Source organism: Tindallia texcoconensis (assembly GCF_055383815.1).
The window spans coordinates 1,745,540-1,767,396 of record NZ_AP042431.1 but is presented as its reverse complement, the minus strand read 5'-3'; the positions used below and the strand labels follow the sequence as shown (position 1 = coordinate 1,767,396).

Genomic DNA, 21,857 nt, shown 5'->3' with positions numbered 1-21,857 from the left:
CCTCCTTGTATTTTTTCCTGATCATTAGGCGTAGATCCTCTTCCTAGCTATTGTACCATAAAAAGGGACCCAAGGCATACATTAGCCCCGCCCATTCAGTTTTTAATGATATCTGTAAGATGCTTCTTTCTGCCATTGCAGTACTGGGTATCCATCGTTTAGGTCGCTGTCAAAACACCAGATACTTCGACTCCAACCCAAGGGAAAATCTGAGCTTTTTAAGGCTTCTGTCGATTTCCGTGTCCCACTGTGGTTATGGCTTTTGTGGTGAAAAACATCTTCATCGTAATATGCATTCCTTGTTTCGAATTCAAGGCCAAATCCAATGAGACCGCCATAATTCAGGTTAAACCCCTCTTTTTTACGACCAACGGCATAGGCATTCTGCACTACGGTACCTTTTTCATGGGAGTTTTCACGGTTTCCGGTTTGAAGTCCCAGAAGCCCTCCACCCACCCAGGGTTCAAATCCAATTTGTACAATGGCATAACTATCCCGAACCAATGCATCCGGCTGCTCGGATCCAGCCCTAAGGATTCCCACCAACCCTCCTATGCCATGACCTCTAAAACTATCCAGATAACCTTTGGCATAGCATTGATCAATCACTCCAGAACTAACGCCTGCCAATAATCCCTGTCGATCTCTTTTGGTCCGCAAAACGCCTTCTACGCCGCATCTTAGCAATATTCCTTCCGGACCATTTTCGGCTACCAATAGCCCAGCAGGAGCCGCATCCCTGTTTTTTTTCACAATAACTAGGGGTTTTTTACTTCCCTTAGGCTCAATGGGAGAATATGGTTCTTCTCTTGCTACTACCTGCACGTCTCGAATCATGCCATTGTTATACGCCGCTAGACTAGCCACTTCTGACCATCCAACTACATAAGGATCCAAAAGCCTTAGGTTTTCCACTACCCCAGAGCTTCCAATTTCACCAAATAATCCAAGGCCAGATTCCCTAGGTCGCTGGATATATAGATTTCTTATGGTTTTTCCATTGCCATCAAAATGACCGTTGAAAGCTTGGCTGGCGTTTCCACTCCCAGGTTCTGAACTGCCGATGGGTTTCCACCCTTGCTCCTCGGTGATGCTACTTAAATCAAGGTCTTCTGTTAGTCGATAATGTGCTTCCAGTAAATGGGGATTCCAAGGACCATCAGCTCCCTTGACGAACTCTTCCAATGAATAGATTCCTTCCGTTAGAAAGATTAGCTGCTCTACTCGACTTATTTCATACGGATCTTCCTTGAAGCCAGTGCCAGCATCGAAAGGCACTGGAGATTCCACAGATGGGTCTTCTGGAACCTGTTCTTCAACAAAAACCATTCCTAATAGGATATTGGCCTTTGGCATTTCAAAAATATAGGGATTCTCTTCCATCAGCTTTTGGGGATAGTCGTCTCGTGTCCATCCTTTAAACCTATGAGTATCACTTTGAGAAACAGCTTTGATGGCCACTTGCTCCCCAGCTTCTACCTCCCAAAAACCAAGATCACTGGAACCCAGCAGGGCTTTTCCGTAAACAGATTCTGTTACGGTAATGCCATAAGGGCTACTAGAAGGCTTTTCCTGATTTTCTGTTTCTTCTTGGTCCTCTTCTCCAATCAAGTCTTCCTCCTCTGGCTCTTCTTTCTCTAGTTCTTCCTCTGGCTCTTCTTTCTCTGGTTCTTCTTTCTCTGGTTTTTCCAGGTTCACATGGGTATTCGTCTTTCTTTTCCGTGATGGATCTGGGTTTACCAAGAATTTTGCTTCTTCTGCCCTTTCTTCAACCCCTATTATTTGTTGAATATTAGCGGTTTCATCTATATCAAGATCCAATGACTCTACCTGTTTATCCACTTCTAAAACCTGTATCACCGTATCTGGGGCTAGGCTTATCCGAAGATTTTCTCCGGTTACCAGAATCTTTTCAAAGCTTCCTCCCAAGCGAATTCTGCCATTGGTATACGCATCCCCCAATTCCAATATTCCATTGGTAGATTCGGATGTAACTCTCCAAGATGCGGATATCCCGTTCTTTTCTGTTCTCTTTTTTGCCCACTCTCTAATAGAGGGTTTCCTATGGGCAGAAACAACCCATCCAGAGGATTCTTCCTGAACAAAGGTAACTTGGAGCCATGGTTCATATTGAGTTTGGGAGGTCACGCCATAAACATCTAGACCTTCCCCCGCCATTAGGAGACTCATTAAAATCCACGCACACAAAAAAGATATCTTTTTCAACCTGTTTCTAAGCTCAACCATAGGATGCCACCTTTCCAAAGTGATTTTGTGCCCGCGTTTTCGTGACTTTCTGGGTTTCCGGGCTCTCTATCTTATTCTATATCCTTCAGAAAATTCCTTCTTTATCCTAGGTGTTTCTTTGAACATAAAATCTTACGCTGAAAAGCCTACATTGGATGGATCACCCTATGTAGGCCTCCTACAAGAAAGATTTTTATAAGGCCCCTTGGATTCTTGGAATGGCTGACATTGGAAAGGGTGTCCTTGGTATGTTATAATAGCTCTGTATGGATGAAAACAATGTTAGAGGAGGCATCTCATGTCAAGGCAATCTAAAGATATCATGATAATAGGATTTGCATTATTTGCAATGTTTTTAGGGGCAGGCAATCTTATTTTCCCCCCGTTTCTTGGTTTTATGGCTGGCGAAGGATGGCAACCAGCTGCTGCAGGTTTTTTAGTAACCGGGGTTGGTTTATCCATGTTGGGTATCTTAGCCGTGGCCTCCGCCGGCGGAAAAACCGAAGCCATTGCTGAAAAAGTAAGTCCGCTTTTTGCCACCTTGCTTACAGCCACCATCATCCTGACCATCGGCCCCTTAATCGCAATTCCCAGAACCGCCGCCACGGCCTATGAATTAGGAGTACTAACGCTTTTTCAACATGTCCCAGCTATTATTTCTTCTATAGTATTTTTCTCCGTTACCTTATGGCTGGTGTTTAATCCGACTAATGTCATTGATAAATTAGGAAAAGTATTGACCCCCATCATGCTATTCTTGCTGCTTGCGGTGATTATAAAAGGGATCCTATGGCCTTCAGGCCTTCCCATAGCAACTTCCATGCAAACTCCCTTTGCAGATGGCTTCACACTAGGCTATCAGACCATGGATGCTTTGGCCTCTGTCATTTTTGCAGGAACCATTGTAGCTGCTGTGAAAGCCCGGGGATACCAAGGAAAAGAAGTCATTTCCGTCACATCCAAAGCAGGCTGTGTAGCAGGTGGGGCTTTAGTAGTAATTTATGGAGGCTTGGTTCTTTTAGGGGCTAATGCCATGACCAGACTCCCAGAAAACGCTAGCCGAAGTGATGTGCTGATTCATGTCACCCATATGTCTATGGGGGACATTGGCGTTGCCGCCATGGCAGTGGTGGTGATTTTAGCATGTTTAACAACAGCCGTCGGCCTAACCACTACCGTAGGCCATTATTTTCAAGAACTATCTCGTGGTCGCCTGCCCTACCGCTGGGTCGTATGTGCTACGGTACTCTTTAGCGCCTTGTTAGCCAATGCTGGCATCGAGCGGATTATCCAATTCGCAGGGCCTATTCTTGATATTCTATATCCTGTGGTGATTGTCTTGATTCTCTTGAATTTGCTAGAAAGATGGGGTTCCTTTGAAGAGGCCTATATAGGTTGTGTAGTGGGAGCTTTATCTATCCGCATCTTTGATCTTCTATTGCTTTTAGGGTTTTCCCATAGAAAAGTGGAAGGATGGCTGTCCCTGATTCCCTTTAGTGAGTATGGCTTGGCTTGGTTGATGCCCGCCTTACTAGGCGGAGTGGTGACCTGGGGTTGGAAACGGCTTCGCCAGTTGGTTCCCAAGGAACGGTAGCGCTGATCAATATGTGAGCCACGGTGCTATTCATTCCTACTTTAAAGCCCTTGGATACACTTTGCATACTCATGGGCTTTCTAAATGATTGCCTCTTATGCGAATCACTTCAAATGATTGCCTTGGGGATGAATGATTTTAGAAGATTAAAGTATAAGATACTATCACTAATAGAATACTTAATAAAGTACCCAGTAAGTAATATTCGGAAAAATTTTGGTATTCAGTGATTTTCTTGTACCTCACTATTGATTTAGCAGTTAAAATAAATCCTATAGCTGAATACTGGCCTACATAAATTAATAGTAACATTATAAATCGTTCAAGCATACCTATAAGAGCTCCTGCATTTTCATATCCTGTATCTTCTTCGTCTCTTTTAGACTTATACGGAATTAATATTTTTTTGATTGTGATACTACTTGGTTTTGTTATGAACAATATCATTAATATCCAGGACAAGAAATTCAAGATGTCTATTTGCAAATAATTTAGTGCCTCCCCTAAAGAATCGGGAAATCTAATTGGCTCATAGAAATAACAAGTTACATATGTAGTTGTATAAATAAGAAAAATGTGTATCAACTGATCGACAACATAGATTTTAGTGTCTAGATTTTCACCGACCTTACATTTTCTTTTTATACAAAACTTCATAAAATCAATTATGAAATGGATAAAACCAAGTAAAATTGCCAATTTAACTAGCTGAGAGTTCCACAAAGGTAATGTAAGAATAATCATAATCAGCATATACGCTATACTATGTTTTAGTAGTACTTTAAAATAACTATCTTTTTTACTTGCAACTTTTGATGATTGCAAATAAAAATCCCCTAAAAAATGCCCTATCAGAAAAATTGTTAATACAATTTTAACCATTAGAGCATCCCCTCTCCACTTAAAAATAATGCTACTGTGTTTATTGCTGAGTTATAAGAATAAAATTTTGAGCTTTTTAGGGATTTACTTACAGAAGGTTGTCCTATATTCAAAGCATCTGCTGTTTTATATTGATTCTCATCATTTTTAAAATATTGTTTAATTACTTCTTTCTGTCGAGTCGTCCACTTTGATTTCAACGCTGTACATAGGCATAATATAGAATTTAGCAATTTGCTACTTTCAACATTATGTTTCCCTAAATCTATCATAATATTAGAATATCCCTTCGTATATTCAGACTTTCTATCTTCAATCTCTTTAATCATTTCTCTAGCGCTATAGTATGCAGGTCCATCTATTTCAGCTGATTTCTCAAAATTTATATCTGTATTGATACCACCTATTCCTACCCCAAATCGAAGTTCTAATGGTTCCATCTCCATTTGAATTTTATTGATTATTCTCATCGTATTTTTGCCATTATTAAGCAATCCTTGAAATTCATCCCCTAATGTAATAGAAAACTTAGAAGCAATATCGTCCGAATATTCGGTATTTATAGTGTCCAACAACCTAATTAATCCCTTCTGCGACTCTTTTCTATTTTTAATCTTTCTTGAATTAGCAATATCCCCAATAATCACCACATAGTTTTTTTGATTTAAGATCATCTTATCACCTCATAACTAGTATAACAAAACAAAAGATTCACTTCAAGGTGAATCTTTTGTTTTGATGTACTTTAAGGTGCATCTTTTTTCAGTTATGCTCTCCTCGTTATAAATCTGACTTTTTATCCAAGTTTAACAGATAAGTCAGACGACAGGGAAAGCTTCAAAAAGTAGACAAAAAACAAAAAAGTCTTTATCCGATGTATGCTTCTGCACTCCTGTTCCCTAGTCACTTTTTCATCACCTACATTAAAAGTAGTTTCCGTGGAAGCGATAATGATCTTGCTGTCTTATCGACGATTAAGTGGTTTTTGCATAGATCGATAATGCTTACAATTTTATCTTTAGTCTTCTTCTGGTACGAATTGATCAGTCTGACGGCTTCCCATCGATTGTTCTTTCAGTTCCTTTTGCTTTTGGGCTGCTTCCTGATCCACACCTCCATTGGCTTGTAGGCAAGCATTTTTCCAACTCTGAACCTATTCGACATAAAGACCATTTTTTCGGCAGTATTCTGCCAGTTTGACTTCGTTAAGGCTGGCTGTTTCCAATACCACCTGAAATTCATCCTGGGTATTCCACTGCTCTGCATTGGGTTCTCCATCCAGGATGACAATACCTTCGGCTTTAGCTTCTTTTTTCCATTTATATAAAATGTCTTCTGACATGCTGGTTTCTTGAGCTATAGTTGATACTTTTTGATTTTCAGACAGCATCATCTTCTGCATAATGAACATATTTTTCTCCTCCAACTCTTCTTGGTACTCACTATACTTTAGTTGGAGAGTTATGACAACTATCCTAATACTGACACTCCTACACTCCCTCATCTACTTTTTCGAATTCGGATCATTGGTTCTTTTTCAGTAACAACAAACCCATACTCAGCCGCAACCTTCTGCAAATCCTGTTTACCAGAAACCCCCTTCGCCCGATCCATATTCATGATAACAGGCAGGGTTTGCAACATAATCATGCTATCTATCCAAAAAGAATAATTTCGGATATACAATAAGTCTAACCTTAATTTATCTTCCACCGTTGTGCTGTAATTCCCCCGCACCTGTGCCAAACCTGTAATACCAGCTTTAACGGTTTTTCGATATCGGTAATGTGGCATTTTCTGCTCAAACTTATCTACAAATAAAGGCCGTTCTGGTCGGGGACCCACCAGACTCATATCTCCCTTTAGCACATTAAACAACTGCGGCAGCTCATCTAACCGCCAAGCTCGTATCCATTTTCCACAACTAGTAATCCGCTGATCATCCTCTGCGGCCAGAACTGGACCAGTATCTTTTTCCGCATCCAGCACCATGGATCGAAATTTATACAACGGAAACCGTCGCCCATCCCGCGTAACCCGAATCTGACTATATAAGACTGGTCCAGGAGAAGTAACCTTAATACAGATTCCAATAAACGCCAGCAACGGCAAAAGGACCACCAGCGCTATGCCAGAGGCCATTATGTCTAGGAATCTCTTGATCATCCGCTGTTCCACAGACAGCTGCATGGTATCGATATGAATGACTGGCACATCATCCATCTGACTAACCGAAGCACCCACATTCATGATTTCATAAAAGTCCGGCACCAGCTGCAGTTCTTTTCGATATTGAATACACAGTTGCATCAAACGATGTTTTTGAGCCGTCGGTACCCCTGGGCATACAAAAACCCAGTCCGACATTTTTACTACATCGCTCATAACAGAAATGCTTTCTTCCTGACAAATTACCATTTCCGAAAACCATTCCCTATACTTCTGCATGATCTTTCCAGCAATCTCTTCCGTATTCTGACCCTTCCCTATCACAGAAATATGCTTGGCTCCATGCCTTTTGCGCTGAATTTCCAATAGCATCATATAAAAAACACTAAGCACCATTAACTGTAATACAACGGCTATGGCAAAGATACTGCGTGGAAAACTAAAGGTCCTCATAAAAAAAGTACCCGCCATTGTAAGGATATTTAAAATCACTACCGAAACCCCTACCGATTGAATAAGTTCCAACCGCCCTTTTCTGGTTACATTCATCAGTCCATAAATGCTAAAGAGCAAAACCACACCCACAGAAATATAGGGCACCATGATTCTGTAAGATGAAAAATTGTATTCCGGAAAAGGATACCCATAGCGCAAGAAAAACGCCATTAGATATCCAGCATGTACTAGCAATATATTAGCCAGCATTACCGCCAGCTTTTTATAGTTCCCAAAACTTTTTATTCCAAGCAAAAGGTCCATCCTCTCGAGTATCTATTGATTGAATCTACCCTATTTTACCATTAATGAACCTTTTTTGCTATTGGCTTTTCTAGTGTCACGGAATTGTCTAGGATTCCTTACGTCTAATCTTCTCTAATGCTATCGATTTCTTGGACAAACCGATCAACATCATGAAGCCCACTATCTATTTTCAATATAGTATGTGTTGTTAACAACTTCAAAGCTTCTGTGATTTTTAGTAATATTTTTCGATCTTGTTTTTTCATTCTGTTAATCTCTTGTACTTTCTCATTGAGTTTCTCAGGTTTTAACTCTTCATTTTTGATCACTTCTTTCATGTCCTTGGACGTGCTAGAAGAATTTCTGATTAAAAACTGAGTTACGACTATCCCAATTAATGCAATGGTTACAATAATGATTGCTAGCATTCTATTGGGCATATGGATAGGCAAAAGAGAAATACCATCTTCTATAGTTTCCGTCCTAATGGCAGCATTATACCAAAAAGTCAACATTCCCCAAAAGAAAATAATCACTGATAAGATGGTAGCAATCCATTGTATCGCCATACTCGATTTAGAGTCATTATCACTTCTTAAACGTTCAATTTGAGCATCTGTTGGTTCAAAAAAATTCTTGATTCTATTTAACAATTTCTCCCTATGCTTTCGTGGTGCATATAGATATTCTAACATCTCTTCATAGTATTCACTTTTCATATTCTCGCCCTTCTCTGTAAAATTAAAAATAACCCTCTCATATTGTTTTTCATACTTATCTGTAATCTTTTGATGCTTAATCACTATTTGGTTATATATGGAGTTCATTTGAGCGTTGAGTTCTAATATGCTGAAAAACGTCATATTGTAAAGTCTTGCATTGATAAATCTGTTTAAAAGAAATAGTTTAATCCTTTCTTTGGGCCATTTATCATTAAGCTTATTAGAGGTGGCTGATAAGATTTTTGAAGGATTATCAATTATCTTCAACTCTTCATAACAAGCACGCGATCTATGAAACAATACAAAAACAGAATGAAAGTGCTCACTAATTCTGAGCGTGTTTTGAGCATTCTCATCTAAAAAAATATGTTCAAGTACCCTACGATACTTTTTACCCAGATTATCTGTGTATTCAATTTTATAGTATATTTTAAATTTGTTATCACTTTTATTTTCTCGCTTATGCTCTTTGAATTTTTCTAAAACTTTACCTTTTGCTTCTTCAACGATATAAATGGGATTCTTAAGTTCAACGTATTCCATGTATTTTCCATCCTCTAGGTAGCCGCCATAATAGTCCGGTTCCTTGAATGGTATTTCGAAACTATCCACAAAACCATGCAGTTCCAATTCAGAAAAATATTTAAAATAATCCGCATTTACTTCACCCTCAAAGACGAGCGTTAAATATACAAATTCTTGAAACCTATTAAAATCAGGAACTATTTGCAATAACAACATTTCTCTCAGATACCTTTTCTCCTTTAACGCTGGTTCATTTTTAAAGCTTTCATTCCAGTTTTTTTCTTTATTCTCATACTTATCTACTTTTTCTGCATTTAACCTCATTCCAAATATGGTCCGAAAGTCATCGTCCCAACATTCTGGATTTTCATTTATTTTAAAGCCGAATTTATAGATTGTTTTCATCCTTATCACCTCCCTGCATTGCAAATTATTAAAAACTCATTTAAACAACTGATAAATGCTTTTGTCAAGTCTTCCATAATACCCACAAATTCTAATAGTATTGTACACAGATATTTTTAAAGTCATTTATTTCATATCCTAAAAAGCAAAGAAAGGTATGGCGTCTATCCAATACTGATGTTACTATTGAAGTAACACCAGTAACTAGACTTTATCATACTTTGCGTTATCGTATTTCAACAAATCCCTCTTATTCCAATGCATTCTGAAATAATCCAAGATGCTTAAATACATCCTTTACCTAACTATCCTATAAGTCAATCAAAAATCCGCTTATTGCGTCACTCAAAATACTTCCGAAAGAGATGGTATAAATATGAAAAAAGTCGATATCCTTTTAGCCACCTACAACCCCAATGACCAGTACTTCATTCAATTATTAAAAAGTCTTGATGAACAATCATATCCAAACCTTTTTTTGATTATTCGAGATGATAGTTCTAATTCAGATACCTTTCATTCCATTTCAAAACTTGTGAAAACACATATCACATCATTTGACTACAGAATTACTGCGAATCAAAACAATTTAGGAAGCAACAAAACTTTCGAGAAATTAACGCTTGATTCCCGTGGAGATTACGTCGCCTATTGCGATCAAGACGACATCTGGGAAAAAGATAAACTCACAAAACTCGTCGAACTTATCGAAAAAAACAAAGATACGGTTTTGTGTTATTCTGATTTGTCTGTCATTGACAAAGATGGCGTTCAACTAGCAGAGAGCTTCAAAGCTATTAACAGAAGGGTTAACCATTTATATGGCAATCAATTATTCAAATACTTCTTAAGACGCAATTGTATTACTGGCTGCACAATGCTTATAAAATCCGAAATAGCAAAAAATGCCATTCCATTCTGTAGCCAATACTATATCCATGATCACTGGCTTGCTTTATTCGCTTCATCTAGAGGAAGGATTTCATACCTTCCAGATCCCTTAGTTCAATACAGACTTCACGAAAAAAACCAAATAGGCCTTTCTCTATTAAATAACATAGATGACAAGGATGACTATTATAAAAAAAAATTGTTAACAGAAAGATCCAAATACCAGTGGCTTCTCGAATACTATAAAACCAACCCCATATGTGTTCATAGCGTTCAACAAGTGCTGAAATGGACAGAAGATCGCATTCGTTTCTTTGAAAACAAGAGTTTCCGAACAACCTTTCTCATGATCAGTAGAATTAAAGTTGATCCTCAGCTCATTTTATTGGAACTATTCATCAATCTGCTTCCACTTTCTTTTTCGCGAATAATTATTAAAACAATCAAGTATCGTTTTTCAGCACATTGTAAATAAGTAATGCAATACGCTACGATGTATCCTATTTATTATTTTTGTAATAAAAGGGAGAGCCCTTCTCACTGAGTATATTAAGCTCTTTATCTTTTTCTGAAAGTATCATTTCTTCGACGGAATCAACGGGCCATTGAATGCCAATAGTAGGATCATTCCAAATAATTCCGCTATCATACTCTGGCGCATAAAAATTGGTACACTTGTATGTAAATACAGCGTCTTGAAGCACCAAAAAACCATGAGCGAATCCTTCTGGTATGTATAGCATCTTTTGGTTCTCACTTGTGAGCACTACACCATGCCATTTGCCATAAGTAGGTGACCCTTTCCGGAGATCCACGCCTACATCGTAAACACTTCCCGATAGAACCCGAACTAACTTCCCTTGGGGCATTTTTGCTTGAAAATGAAGGCCACGTAATACGCCTTTTTTTGATTTGGATTCATTATCCTGAACAAAGGTTGCTTCCAAACCCATATCACGAAATTTCTTTTCATGATAGACTTCCATGAAATACCCTCGCTCATCACCAAAAATTGTAGGCTCAATAACCACCATATCTTTGATAGGTGTCTCTGTCATTTTGAAGTTCATCTTATTCCACTCCCGCTTATTTCATATCTTTTATAAATTCCCGCAATGCATCTTCCCAAGACTGAAAAGTATCCATTCCTTGTATCCTCAACATAAAGTTGTCAAGTACTGAGTAGGCAGGTCTTTTTGCAGGTCTTGGGAAAGTATCCGATGTTACTGGCTCTATTTCAATGTCCATTCCTTTTAATTCAAATATTTTTTTTGCGAACTCAAACCAACTACATGACCCCAGACATGTTCCATGATACAAGCCATATTTTCCGCTGTTCGTTAACATAATCATAGTCTTAGCTACCTCTCTTACGGAGGTTGGAGTCCCTATTTGATCCTCTACAACTTTTATTTTTTTATTTTTACTGCCTAGACTTAGCATTGTATGTACAAAGTTCTCTCCATCACCATAAAGCCACGCAGTCCTTATAATGTAATTTTGGGGACAAAACTGATTTAGCATTTGTTCTCCCATTAATTTGCTTTTTCCGTACACAGTATTAGGAGCAACTGGTGCATCCTCTTTCATTGGTTCTTTTGCTTTCCCGTCAAACACATAATCCGTAGAAATGTGTACTACCTCAGTGTTTGCAATCTGGCAGGCTAACGCTAAATTTCTAGGTCCTATCGCATTTGTCAAATATGCATTGTCTCTATCACTTTCACATAAATCTACTTTCGTATGTGCTGCACAATTATATACCACATCTGGTTTTAATTTATTTACAATGCTACAAACAGCATCGTAATCTGTTATATCCATTTCATGAGAATTAAAAGCATATACATTTTTACATCCACGATCTGACAATTGTTTAACAACTTCTTTTCCCAACTGCCCACTAGCCCCAGTAACGATAGTGCTCATGGTCAAATCTCCTTCCAAGCGGTTCTAAATAAACCTATTTTCTTCTCGATTAATAATATAAAATCCCTTTGCATTCAATGAATCTTTTCTATTGTATAAAAGGTCCGATCCATCCATTTGCCGTAGGATTGCACCCGCCTCTTCTGCTATGCAATGCATTGCCGCCGTGTCCCACTCCATTGTAGGGCCAAACCGATAGTAAATTTCAGCTTCACCGCTGGCTACCAAACAACCCTTCAAAGAACTTCCAGCGCTTTTCATATCAGAAATTAAATGGCTTTTTTCCTCCAACATCTTTTTATTCCGCTCATCCGGATGTGATCGGCTACATACCATCCTTAGTTTTTCCGTTGCCAAAGACACCTTTATGGGCTTTTTATTACCATTCACCACCATATATGCCCCTTTTCCCTTACAGGCAAAAAACAATTTTTCCTGTACCGGCACATATATCACTCCTAAAACAGGTTTGTGTTGATAGGCCAACGCTATATTAACGGTAAATTCCCCATTTTTCCGAATAAATTCTTTGGTTCCATCCAAAGGATCTACCACCCAGCACCAGTCGTTTTCATGACGATTAGAATCATCTTTTGACTCTTCAGATAATACAGCATGCTCAGGAAAATGAAGGTTAATTCCCTCAACAATCACATCATTAGATGCCTGATCCGCTTCTGTAAGGGGAGAATTATCATCCTTCACCTCTATTTCATAGCTTCTATCATAAATTTCCATGATACATTTTCCAGCTTTTACTGCTAATTCTTTCGCTATTTCCAACTCTCGGGTTATATTCATTTTTAGCCTCCATTTCAATCATTAAAAAGAAAAGAAAATTGGGATCAGAATAATTGAAGCAATTAAAAATAATATATTTAAAGGCAGGCCGATTTTTAAAAAATCCTTAAAGGAGTACCCTCCTGGTCCATAAACCATCAAATTTGTTTGATAGCCAAATGGCGTTGCAAAACAAGACGATGCTGCTATAGCAACAGCAATCGCAAAAGGCATTGGGTTCAAATCCATCTGTACCGAAGCCGCATAGGCTATTGGAAATGCAAGTACAGCTGCTGCATTATTGGTAATAATAGCAGTGAAAAAATTCGTCACCAAGTACACTGCAAACAACGCACCAATAGGCCCCAAAGGTGCTATCCCATAAATAAGACCACCTGCAATCAGATCCGCTGCTCCTGTTTTAATCAGTGCATTTCCAATTCCAAAGGAGAAAGCTATTACTAGCAACGTATCCCAACTGATCGCTTTAAATGCATTCTTAACAGAGATCGTTCTGGTAAACATAAGGACTGACAAAGCCAGTAAAGACGCATGAAAAGTTGAAAGTAATCCAGTACTGGCAAAAACAATTAACATTAAAAAAGAACCTACCGCAATTCTTGCTTTTGCTGGTGATAAAATCTCTTCATTTTCCCTTTGACTAATAAGATAGAAATCTTTTGCTCCATCCCACTGCTGAGCAAACCGATGGTTTGTAAGTATTAGCAATGTGTCACCAGGTTTTAGCGTGATCTTCCCGATTTTGTCATTAATTCGCTCCCCCTGACGAACCACTGCTACTATTGCTGCATTGTAGTGAGAACGAAAATTGCTTTCCTTTATCGTTTGGTTTAAAAAGGGGAAATCAGGAGACACCACGGCCTCCACAATATTCGCTTCCCCACTCTTAAACATGTCAGAAAACTCTTCATCACTACTTAGCAATTTCAATCCTTCAATAGCCTGTAATTGCACAATTGTTTCTATTTGACCTGTGAATACAAGCTTATCATTTTTTTGCAGAACCTCAGAAGGAGAAACTGGGTATATCTTTTGTTTATTTCTAATGATTTCGAAAAGATACAATCCTTTTAAATTTCTTAATCCTGCCTTTTCAATCGTTTTGCCAATAACACGACTCTGTGTTTCCACCTGAAAGGTAACCAGATATTCCCGAAAATTCCGTTTAGCAGAATCCAGCAAGTCCTGATTGTCCGGCAGATGCTTGTATCCATAGAATAGCAAATACAGCATTCCTAAAAGCGCCAAGGGTAATCCTACTTTTGTGATTTCAAACATTCCCATTGGTTCATGTCCAAATTCCTGAAGCATTCCACTCACAACCAAATTGGTAGAAGTTCCTATCAGCGTTAAAATGCCCCCAAACATGGAAACATAGGAAAGAGGAATTAAAAATTTTGAGGGAGAAATATTGTGCTGTGTTGACCAGTTTCGAATAATCGGTATAAATATAGCAACAATTGGCGTGTTGTTTAGAAAAGCAGACAACAATGTAATCGGAGCCATCATTTTAAGCAACGGTCGTCGTCCAGTGGCCCGTTTCCCAAATAAACGCGTAGCAATTCCTGGCAAAAATGGACTCTGTTGAATCGCACCCGCTACTACAAAGAGAATAGCCACCGTCAGCATTCCTTCATTAGAAAAACCCACCAAAGCTTCTTGGCTGCTAATAACACCCGCAGTCATCAAAGCAACAACCGAACCTAGGAAAATAATTACTGGTTCAAAGGTGTTTCGCACTAAAAGCCATATCATAACAGCAACAACTACTATGGTAAACAGTGGTTCAAACACGTTTTTTCACTCCCTTTAGTCCAGATGAGCCAATAAGTTATCCATCACATAGTCAGTAGCCTCCTCTATAGAAAGCTTACTAGTATCCACTTCTATGTCTGGTTTTTCTGGTTTTTCGTAAGGACTTGATACACCAGTAAATTCAGGAATGTCACCACTTCTTGCTTTTTTATAAAGACCTTTCACATCCCGTTTTTCGCATTCTTCCAAAGGCGTACTGACAAAAACCTCTATAAAACCTTCTCCAATAATCTCTCGTGCGCTTTCTCTATCCGTTGCATACGGCGAAATAAAAGACGTAATGGCAATCAACCCAGCATCATTCATCAACTTTGACACCTCTGAAACCCGTCGAATATTTTCAATCCTATCCACTTCTTTAAATCCAAGATTTTTATTCAGACCGTGACGCACATTATCTCCATCCAATAACATGGTATGTTTTCCCATTGTTACCAGCCGTTTTTCCACTTCATTGGCCAATGTTGATTTTCCAGATCCTGATAAACCCGTAAACCACAAAGTCAAAGGCTTTTGATTTTTCTGTTCAGCTCGTATTTCTCGTGTAACATCTGTATCCTGCCATACCACATTGGTAGACCTTCTAAGGGAATGCTCAATAACACCGCATGCAGATGTCATATTCGAAACACGATCCATCAAAATCATACTGCCTAACACTTTATTATTATCGAACTCATCAAAAACCATTTTTTCTGATAAAGCAATATCGCATCGAGCCATTTCATTTTTGAATAAATGATCCGCAGGTATGTGTTCTCCTGTATTGATGTCCACTTTGCTCTTGATATCCATGACCATCGCTGGCAAAATTTTGGTCCCTACTTTTATCAAGTAATTTCTTCCTGCTACCAATTCCATATCATCCATCCAAAGAATCGTTGCCGTAAACATATCTGCAAGTTCAGGAGAGGAATCCTTTGCCAACACACACCCCCTGGATACATCTACTTCCCGATCCAGTTGAATGGTAACAGGCTGCCCAATCACTGCCTCACCTACGTTATCATCTGCGACAAAGATTTCTTTCACACACGCTTTTTCGTTGCTAGGCAGTGTGATCACTTCATCCCCTGTTTTAATGGATCCAGATTCCACTTGCCCCTGAAATCCTCTAAATTCATGACTAGGCCTTGCTACCCTCTGTACCGGCATTACAAAACCTTCCATTTCAGATTGCGTGGTTACATCTTTTTCCTCCAGATAAGACAGCAACGGTGCTTCTTTATACCAAGGCATATTCTCTGAAGACCTAGTAACATTGTCTCCTTCCGATGCTGAAACTGGCACTACTTGAATAGATTCCATCTTCAACCCGTGAGCAAAGTTTAAAAATTCTTCCTTTATCTCTTCGAAACGGTGCCTATTGTAGCTAATTAGATCCATCTTATTAACCGCCAAGACAAGATGCTTAATCCCCATTAACGAACAAATCCTTGCGTGGCGCTTTGTCTGTGATAAAACCCCTTGGCGTGCATCCACCAAAATCACAGCAAGATCCGCAAATGAAGCCCCTACAGCCATGTTACGGGTATATTGTTCATGCCCAGGGGTGTCTGCTACTATAAAAGAGCGTTTTTCTGTCGTAAAATATCGGTACGCCACATCAATGGTTATCCCCTGCTCCCGCTCTGCCATTAAACCATCTAACAGCAAGGAATAGTCGATTTTCCCATCTCGACTTCCCATCTTGCTATCCATTTCCAAAGCTTTTTCCTGATCTGCAAAAATCAATTTTGCATCATACAACATATGACCAATTAAAGTGGATTTTCCATCATCAACGGACCCACAGGTAATAAATCTCAGTAGACTTTTCATTAGAAATACCCCTCCCGCTTACGTCGTTCCATGCTGCCAGATGCTTCGTGGTCGATGACTCGACTAGTTCTTTCTGATGATACTGCACCTAGCGTTTCCCCAATAATAGCATCCAATGTATCCGCATCGGACTCATGCCCACCGGTCAAAGGATAGCAACCAAGTGTTCTGAATCGGACTTTTTTCATCACAGGCTCTTCTCCTGGTAAAAGTCGCATTCTTTCATCATCCACCAGAATAATATTGCCGTCTCTAAATACAATTGGTCTCTCTTTTGCATAATAAAGTGGCACAATATCGATATTTTCCTTCCTAATGTACTGCCAAATATCTTTTTCTGTCCAATTAGATAGGGGGAATACACGTATACTTTCCCCTTTATTTATCCGAGTATTGTAAAGCTTCCACATTTCAGGCCGCTGATTCTTAGGGTCCCAAGCATGTGCAGGGTTTCTAAACGAAAAAATACGTTCCTTTGCTCTGGATTTTTCTTCGTCTCTTCGAGCACCGCCAAAAATAGCGTTAAACCCATGTTTATCTAAACCATCCTTAAGTGCCTGAGTTTTCATAATATCCGTATAGGCAGCCCCATGGTCAAAGGGATTAATTCCCTGTTGAACACCTTCTTGGTTCGTATACACGATAAGATCGATGCCCAATTCTTTTGCTTTTCGATCTCTAAATTTCGTCATTTCTTTAAATTTCCAGGTAGTGTCAATATGCATCAGCGGAAAAGGTGGCTTTTCAGGATAAAAAGCCTTCATAGCCAAATGAAGCATTACCGAACTGTCTTTTCCGATGGAATAAAGCATTACTGGTTTTTCGCATTCCGCCACTACTTCACGCATTATATAAATGGCTTCTGCTTCTAACTGTTCTAGATGTGTGAGTTCTCTCAATGATAAAGCCTCCTCTGTTTTTCTTGTTTTGCCTATCCTTTTTCTGAGTATAATAAAACAGTTTACTTTCTAATAATCATTTCTTTGAGTATATGTGCATGCTCCTTAAAACTGCGTTTAAGTTTATACGAAAATGATTTTGTATTTTCATTCTTCTCTTTGTTTGTTATTGAAATCGCTGATTCATTTGTTTTAGTGCCTTCCTTAAATTCCTCATCCAATAACACTTTTCCAAATAAGTACTTAAAGTCTTCCTGGCATGGCAATGCATCTTTATCTTTTGACATGAGAAACCAAGACTGTCTAGGGTGAAACCAAGGAATTTTTACTATTTCCAACCCTTCACTTTGTGCCATTTTTATTATGGTTTCTTTTTTATATACAACACAGCCAGGATAAACCCAGCCATCGCCTTCGTAATCAGATTCCCCTTCAATGAATGTTGCAGCTATTACTCCTCTGGACTTTAAAACCTTCTTGCAGTTTTGAAGAGCTTTAGTGATAAGATCTTTTCCAGCATGAGAAAAAATTGATTGTGCTAATATATAGTCGAATTCCGTTTCAAATCCACATGTTTCAAATTGATCATTATAAGCGAATTTTGGTTTCTTGATTCTAATCAAGTCTTCTCCTATTTGATTCTTAATAGCATCATTAATTAACCACTCATTTGGCTCCAGTCCAGAATAATTCCCTTCATCAAGATAGCTTATAAAGAATCTGCCTGCTCTAAGGGACCCACAGCCAACATCTAGCATTACATGGTTTGCTCTGAGTCCTATTGTGCACAATAAGCGAAATTGCGTGGCTCCCATAAAATCATACTGCTCAGGTGGCCCAACGTAAGCTTTATAGTGTCGATCACCGGGTTTTTTGTGTTCTTTCATATATAATCATACCTCATCTCAAAAATAGTTACATGATTTTTCTTAGAACGCATAAAACTATGTTTCATCATCTACATTCTTAAAGCAAGAATCTCAGTTCTTTGAATGGTTTATGTATTCTAAAGAAGTTTGCATTAAATATCATTGAAAATATTACTCCCCACCTAAACATTCTGAGTACCCGTAAGATTTAAAATCTTCATAAAATATAATCCTAGCCAATTCACTAGACTCTTCATCATAAAAATTCATGTAATGCGGTGTTTTTTTGCTTAGAAATGTCTTTTCATTTATTTCCATCCTTGAGTAATTCTCTTTTGAAGAAGTATTTTTTAGTCTGTGATGGCCAGAATCAATTATCCTCGGATCGGTGTCGGACGCTTTCAAATTATAGCGGATTTCCAAATCTTTGATTTGTTCAGAGTACTTTTCAAGTTGCAAATAATGATCAATGTATGTTTCTTCTCCGTCAATATATTGTTGTGCAAAGTGTGGATTGTTTTCATTAATTCTTGAGCCTGTACATTGAAGGTATTTAAGGTAATCATAAAAGCAAATCCCTTGTTTGGAACCCGGGTCATCATAAAAATGCGAACGAATATTCACCCATTCTCTATGAGCAAAATGTTTTTTGTTTTTATGTACGGCTGGTGAAGATAACATAAGGAATGAACTTACAGCTCGTTTATAAGGATTTCGAACCAGTTTTATTTTTGTTTTTTCCCTAGAGTTCATTGCCTTTATCAGCTCTTCATTGTATGTTAAGTGCTTTTTAAAGACTTCGTTTTCATATTTATGAATCCATGGATGATAGGCTAAAGCTTCGTCTAGTTTTCCAATTTGATAGAAAAACCATTTGACTAATGTAGTACATCCACTTTTTTGAGACCAAAACAAAACAAAAGGAAAGTTCTTTTCCCATAGTGGTTTTCTAAATTTTATAAGTTGATTTTTTTCATTTAGCTCCATTTTTTTCGACTCCTTCATATTAGATATGTCTTCTATACATAGTCACCTCAAAATGCTATTGATAAGTTTGCTAGCACTTTATTTATTCTTTAGATGTTTTTCAATTGTTTTAGCAAGCTCATTAATAATTTCGATATAAAATTCTATTGGAACATTACCACCCAAAACATTCTCGCTCAAATCTTCATTTTCTGCTGAAATTTCAGTAAATCTATGTTCTACAGGAATCAGCTTATTTACAAATTCAATCTCATCATTAAGCATTCTCGCAAATTCTTTGGATATCTTGTATTTAAACTTAAATGACGGTTCTTCTATTTTGCTTAAAACATTAATTAAAACCCCTTTATTTCTTGCTAGGCCACGTTCACTGTTAATCTTACTGTTTTTTATCAGCGGATATTTTTTATTAAATCTTGACAATGTTTGAACAGAGTATTCGCCAAGTGAATTGTTTTTAGAAGTAACTTTCAGCTTACTAGCTATATTCGAATTCAACCCTATAGATGATATAAAATCTTCAATTAAATTATTATTAACGAATGCTTCTCTTATAAATGGTCTCACTATTAATGCTTCTTTGCCAAAGATATTCATATATATCTCAATGCATCCTCTGTATAATTCAACTTGGTTAATATTTATACTTTCAATAGTCTGTTTTCCTGATTTTATTTTTTGTTGCACAACACTATTTATGTATGAAAGAGGATCTCGCACATAAATAATTATTTTAATATCCATAAAGTAGTTATTTACAAACTTCTTCAACTCTCTAGTCGCACTAGTATTTAACCGTGATAGATTTTCCCCAGAAATAATAAATGTTCCACCGGGATAATTTTTCATTTCGTTCTTCCAATACTCTTTCAATTCTTGCAAATGACTATTGGCCTCTTTGCAACTGTATATACCCTTCACCTTAAATTGTTCCAAGCTAAGAGGATCTTCACAGAACAAGGGATATCAAGTAGCAGAATGATTAAATGGCTTGACTGTCGGATAGTATATCTGCTTAGAAAGAAGATATTCTCGTCCCCGACCAAAAAGAGTTTTGGATTGTCGACGTGCCAGTTTTGTGCATACCAATATGCAGTATTAGCCTTCTATTTCTCACTGTTTTACCTCCGTTTCATCGAATCCTAAGCTTATTATTACTATCAGTGCACCCCAGAAAAGCACACCCAGAAAAACCCAGGGTTAATTCGATTGGTTCATACGTTTCCATGATCTATACAACGAATATAATGGACTAATGGGTTTTCTCCTCTTTCAAGCATTTCCCTATTTTCTTCAAGATATTCTTTTGTATTGAAGCTCGGACTTGGGTTCCTCAACTCAAAAACTCCATGTTTCAGATAATGTGTTATTGGATCAATTCCTGCACTATTCACATCTTGATAGTTTCTTAAATAAAACTCTTCATCAAATAAACCAGAATTCTTTATAACTCGATAATCCTCTGTGTCCAGTCCATTTTTATTTAAGTATATTTTTTTGTACAATTTCATCGCAATATTCTTCCATTGATCAATTTTTAATATGGTTTCAATCAAGAATATGATAACTTTTGATGCGTCTCCCATTATATGCTGTTTTTCCTTGTAATCGACGTTTGAAATCATTTTTTCTTCTATAAACAATTTCGAACCATCAAAGTAGATTTCTGATAACCTTTTGTTGTCTTCATTAAACCGTTGCATGGCATTTTTTCTTTCAGTGACGGTCAGTAGTGTTTTCATATCCCCTTCATTCAGGACATTCATCGCAATGATAACATTTCTTATTGATTGATGTTTCCATCGATCTTGGCTGTTTTTATTGCTAAGCGGCTGTAACGATTTGTTTATCTCATTAAGCAATAAGGCTTTTTTCAGACTAATCGCTTCATTGTTTTTAGGAGTATCTGTAAAGTTTGAAAATTTATTTACTCCTATTATGCTCAAAATATCATCAGCAAGTCTTCCATTTATCCACTGATTTTTGTCAAAAACCCGAACATAGATGTTTTCTTTCCCGAATGCTTGTGTCCAAGGATCTAACATTTTAGAGTAATAAAAATACGGTCTTTTTATCATGTCTTCTACGCTCGGATTAACGTAATGCCCTGACTTAATTAACTCTTGCACTCGAGAAATATAAAAATCATCTTGACTTCGTAAATATACAATTATTTTAACATCAAATTGGTTGAGTTTTTTTTTAATTTTTTTAAAATCAGCTGGAAGTCTTACTTTATCGTAAAAGAATTCACTGGATATAAGTATATCATTTTCTTTCGCCTTAAGCATATCTTCTAAAAATTGATCATGAGCTTCACCACGTGTGTAGTTCATCGCATCTGGTATAGCTGGAATATGCTTGTTAATAAGCGATGTAATCAAAGGTGCATGTTGGTTGCTCAATGAATACTTTTTACCTGCATCTGAAGGGTAATAAATCCCAAACTTTTTTAAGACACTAGCATTCGTTGCAAAAAACTCCTGCAAATAAGTAGTTCCTGTTTTTGGAGTGCCTATATGGATGTACAGTTTTTTTTTCATTTTTGCTAACCCCACTT

18 protein-coding genes are annotated in these 21,857 nt (G+C 37.7%); 2 read left to right on the top strand and 16 right to left on the bottom strand.

The features are described from left to right. Positions 1-102: 102 nt before the first annotated feature. Entirely contained in the window at positions 103-2,178 is a 2,076-nt protein-coding gene (locus tag ACZ47N_RS07945) for a hypothetical protein (protein WP_464886022.1), read from the bottom strand. A 367-nt stretch (positions 2,179-2,545) separates the two neighbouring features. On the opposite strand from ACZ47N_RS07945, the gene brnQ reads away from it, so the two are divergent. Then, positions 2,546-3,841: a branched-chain amino acid transport system II carrier protein gene (gene brnQ / locus ACZ47N_RS07940; protein WP_464886021.1), complete on the top strand. Its 1,296-nt coding sequence runs from the start codon at positions 2,546-2,548 to the stop codon at positions 3,839-3,841. 138 nt (positions 3,842-3,979) lie between these two features. Here brnQ and ACZ47N_RS07935 read toward each other — a convergent pair whose 3' ends face one another. The 5 genes from ACZ47N_RS07935 to ACZ47N_RS07915 all read right to left on the bottom strand — a co-directional run bounded on the left by ACZ47N_RS07935 (position 3,980) and on the right by ACZ47N_RS07915 (position 9,285). After that, a complete protein-coding gene (locus ACZ47N_RS07935; protein WP_464886020.1) occupies positions 3,980-4,723 on the bottom strand; it encodes a DUF3307 domain-containing protein in 744 nt (247 codons plus the stop codon). Continuing rightward, entirely contained in the window at positions 4,723-5,397 is a 675-nt protein-coding gene (locus ACZ47N_RS07930; protein ID WP_464886019.1) for a SatD family protein, read from the bottom strand. The genes ACZ47N_RS07935 and ACZ47N_RS07930 overlap by 1 nt, the downstream gene beginning before the upstream one ends. A 479-nt stretch (positions 5,398-5,876) precedes the next feature. Beyond that, entirely contained in the window at positions 5,877-6,134 is a 258-nt protein-coding gene (locus ACZ47N_RS07925; protein ID WP_464886018.1) for a hypothetical protein, read from the bottom strand. A gap of 89 nt (positions 6,135-6,223) precedes the next feature. Beyond that, on the bottom strand, positions 6,224-7,642 hold the full coding sequence (locus ACZ47N_RS07920) for a sugar transferase (protein ID WP_464886017.1): 1,419 nt from the start codon (positions 7,640-7,642) through the stop codon (positions 6,224-6,226). Between the two features lie 113 nt (positions 7,643-7,755). Then, entirely contained in the window at positions 7,756-9,285 is a 1,530-nt protein-coding gene (locus tag ACZ47N_RS07915) for a hypothetical protein (RefSeq protein WP_464886016.1), read from the bottom strand. Positions 9,286-9,661: 376 nt separating this feature from the next. Here ACZ47N_RS07915 and ACZ47N_RS07910 point away from each other — a divergent pair, with 376 nt between their 5' ends. Beyond that, the gene (locus tag ACZ47N_RS07910) at positions 9,662-10,651 is read left to right on the top strand and encodes a glycosyltransferase (protein ID WP_093313857.1); all 990 of its coding nucleotides are present in this window, start codon (positions 9,662-9,664) and stop codon (positions 10,649-10,651) included. Between the two features lie 25 nt (positions 10,652-10,676). On the opposite strand, the gene rfbC is transcribed toward ACZ47N_RS07910, so the two are convergent. The 10 genes from rfbC to ACZ47N_RS07860 all read right to left on the bottom strand — a co-directional run bounded on the left by rfbC (position 10,677) and on the right by ACZ47N_RS07860 (position 21,840). Continuing rightward, positions 10,677-11,246, bottom strand: a complete 570-nt coding sequence (rfbC, locus tag ACZ47N_RS07905; RefSeq protein ID WP_093313859.1) for a dTDP-4-dehydrorhamnose 3,5-epimerase — start codon at positions 11,244-11,246, stop codon at positions 10,677-10,679. Positions 11,247-11,262: 16 nt separating this feature from the next. Then, positions 11,263-12,105, bottom strand: a complete 843-nt coding sequence (gene rfbD, locus ACZ47N_RS07900) for a dTDP-4-dehydrorhamnose reductase (protein WP_464886015.1) — start codon at positions 12,103-12,105, stop codon at positions 11,263-11,265. A 24-nt stretch (positions 12,106-12,129) separates the two neighbouring features. Further along, on the bottom strand, positions 12,130-12,906 hold the full coding sequence (cysQ, locus tag ACZ47N_RS07895; protein WP_093313863.1) for a 3'(2'),5'-bisphosphate nucleotidase CysQ: 777 nt from the start codon (positions 12,904-12,906) through the stop codon (positions 12,130-12,132). 21 nt (positions 12,907-12,927) lie between these two features. Beyond that, positions 12,928-14,700 carry an SLC13 family permease gene (locus ACZ47N_RS07890; RefSeq protein ID WP_464886014.1) on the bottom strand — a complete coding sequence of 591 codons (1,773 nt, stop codon included), beginning with the start codon at positions 14,698-14,700 and terminating at the stop codon, positions 12,928-12,930. Positions 14,701-14,715: 15 nt separating this feature from the next. After that, the gene (gene cysC / locus ACZ47N_RS07885) at positions 14,716-16,542 is read right to left on the bottom strand and encodes an adenylyl-sulfate kinase (protein WP_464886013.1); all 1,827 of its coding nucleotides are present in this window, start codon (positions 16,540-16,542) and stop codon (positions 14,716-14,718) included. After that, positions 16,542-17,441, bottom strand: coding sequence for a sulfate adenylyltransferase subunit CysD (gene cysD / locus ACZ47N_RS07880; RefSeq protein WP_093313869.1), 900 nt, complete (start codon positions 17,439-17,441; stop codon positions 16,542-16,544). Before cysD ends, cysC begins: the two co-directional genes overlap by 1 nt. Positions 17,442-17,503: 62 nt before the next feature. Then, positions 17,504-18,328, bottom strand: coding sequence for a class I SAM-dependent methyltransferase (locus ACZ47N_RS07875; RefSeq protein ID WP_464886012.1), 825 nt, complete (start codon positions 18,326-18,328; stop codon positions 17,504-17,506). Positions 18,329-18,481: 153 nt separating this feature from the next. After that, the gene (locus ACZ47N_RS07870) at positions 18,482-19,297 is read right to left on the bottom strand and encodes a sulfotransferase family 2 domain-containing protein (RefSeq protein ID WP_464886011.1); all 816 of its coding nucleotides are present in this window, start codon (positions 19,295-19,297) and stop codon (positions 18,482-18,484) included. Positions 19,298-19,375: 78 nt separating this feature from the next. After that, on the bottom strand, positions 19,376-20,179 hold the full coding sequence (locus ACZ47N_RS07865; RefSeq protein ID WP_464886010.1) for a hypothetical protein: 804 nt from the start codon (positions 20,177-20,179) through the stop codon (positions 19,376-19,378). Between the two features lie 332 nt (positions 20,180-20,511). Then, positions 20,512-21,840, bottom strand: coding sequence for a hypothetical protein (locus ACZ47N_RS07860; protein WP_464886009.1), 1,329 nt, complete (start codon positions 21,838-21,840; stop codon positions 20,512-20,514). Positions 21,841-21,857 lie beyond the last annotated feature (17 nt).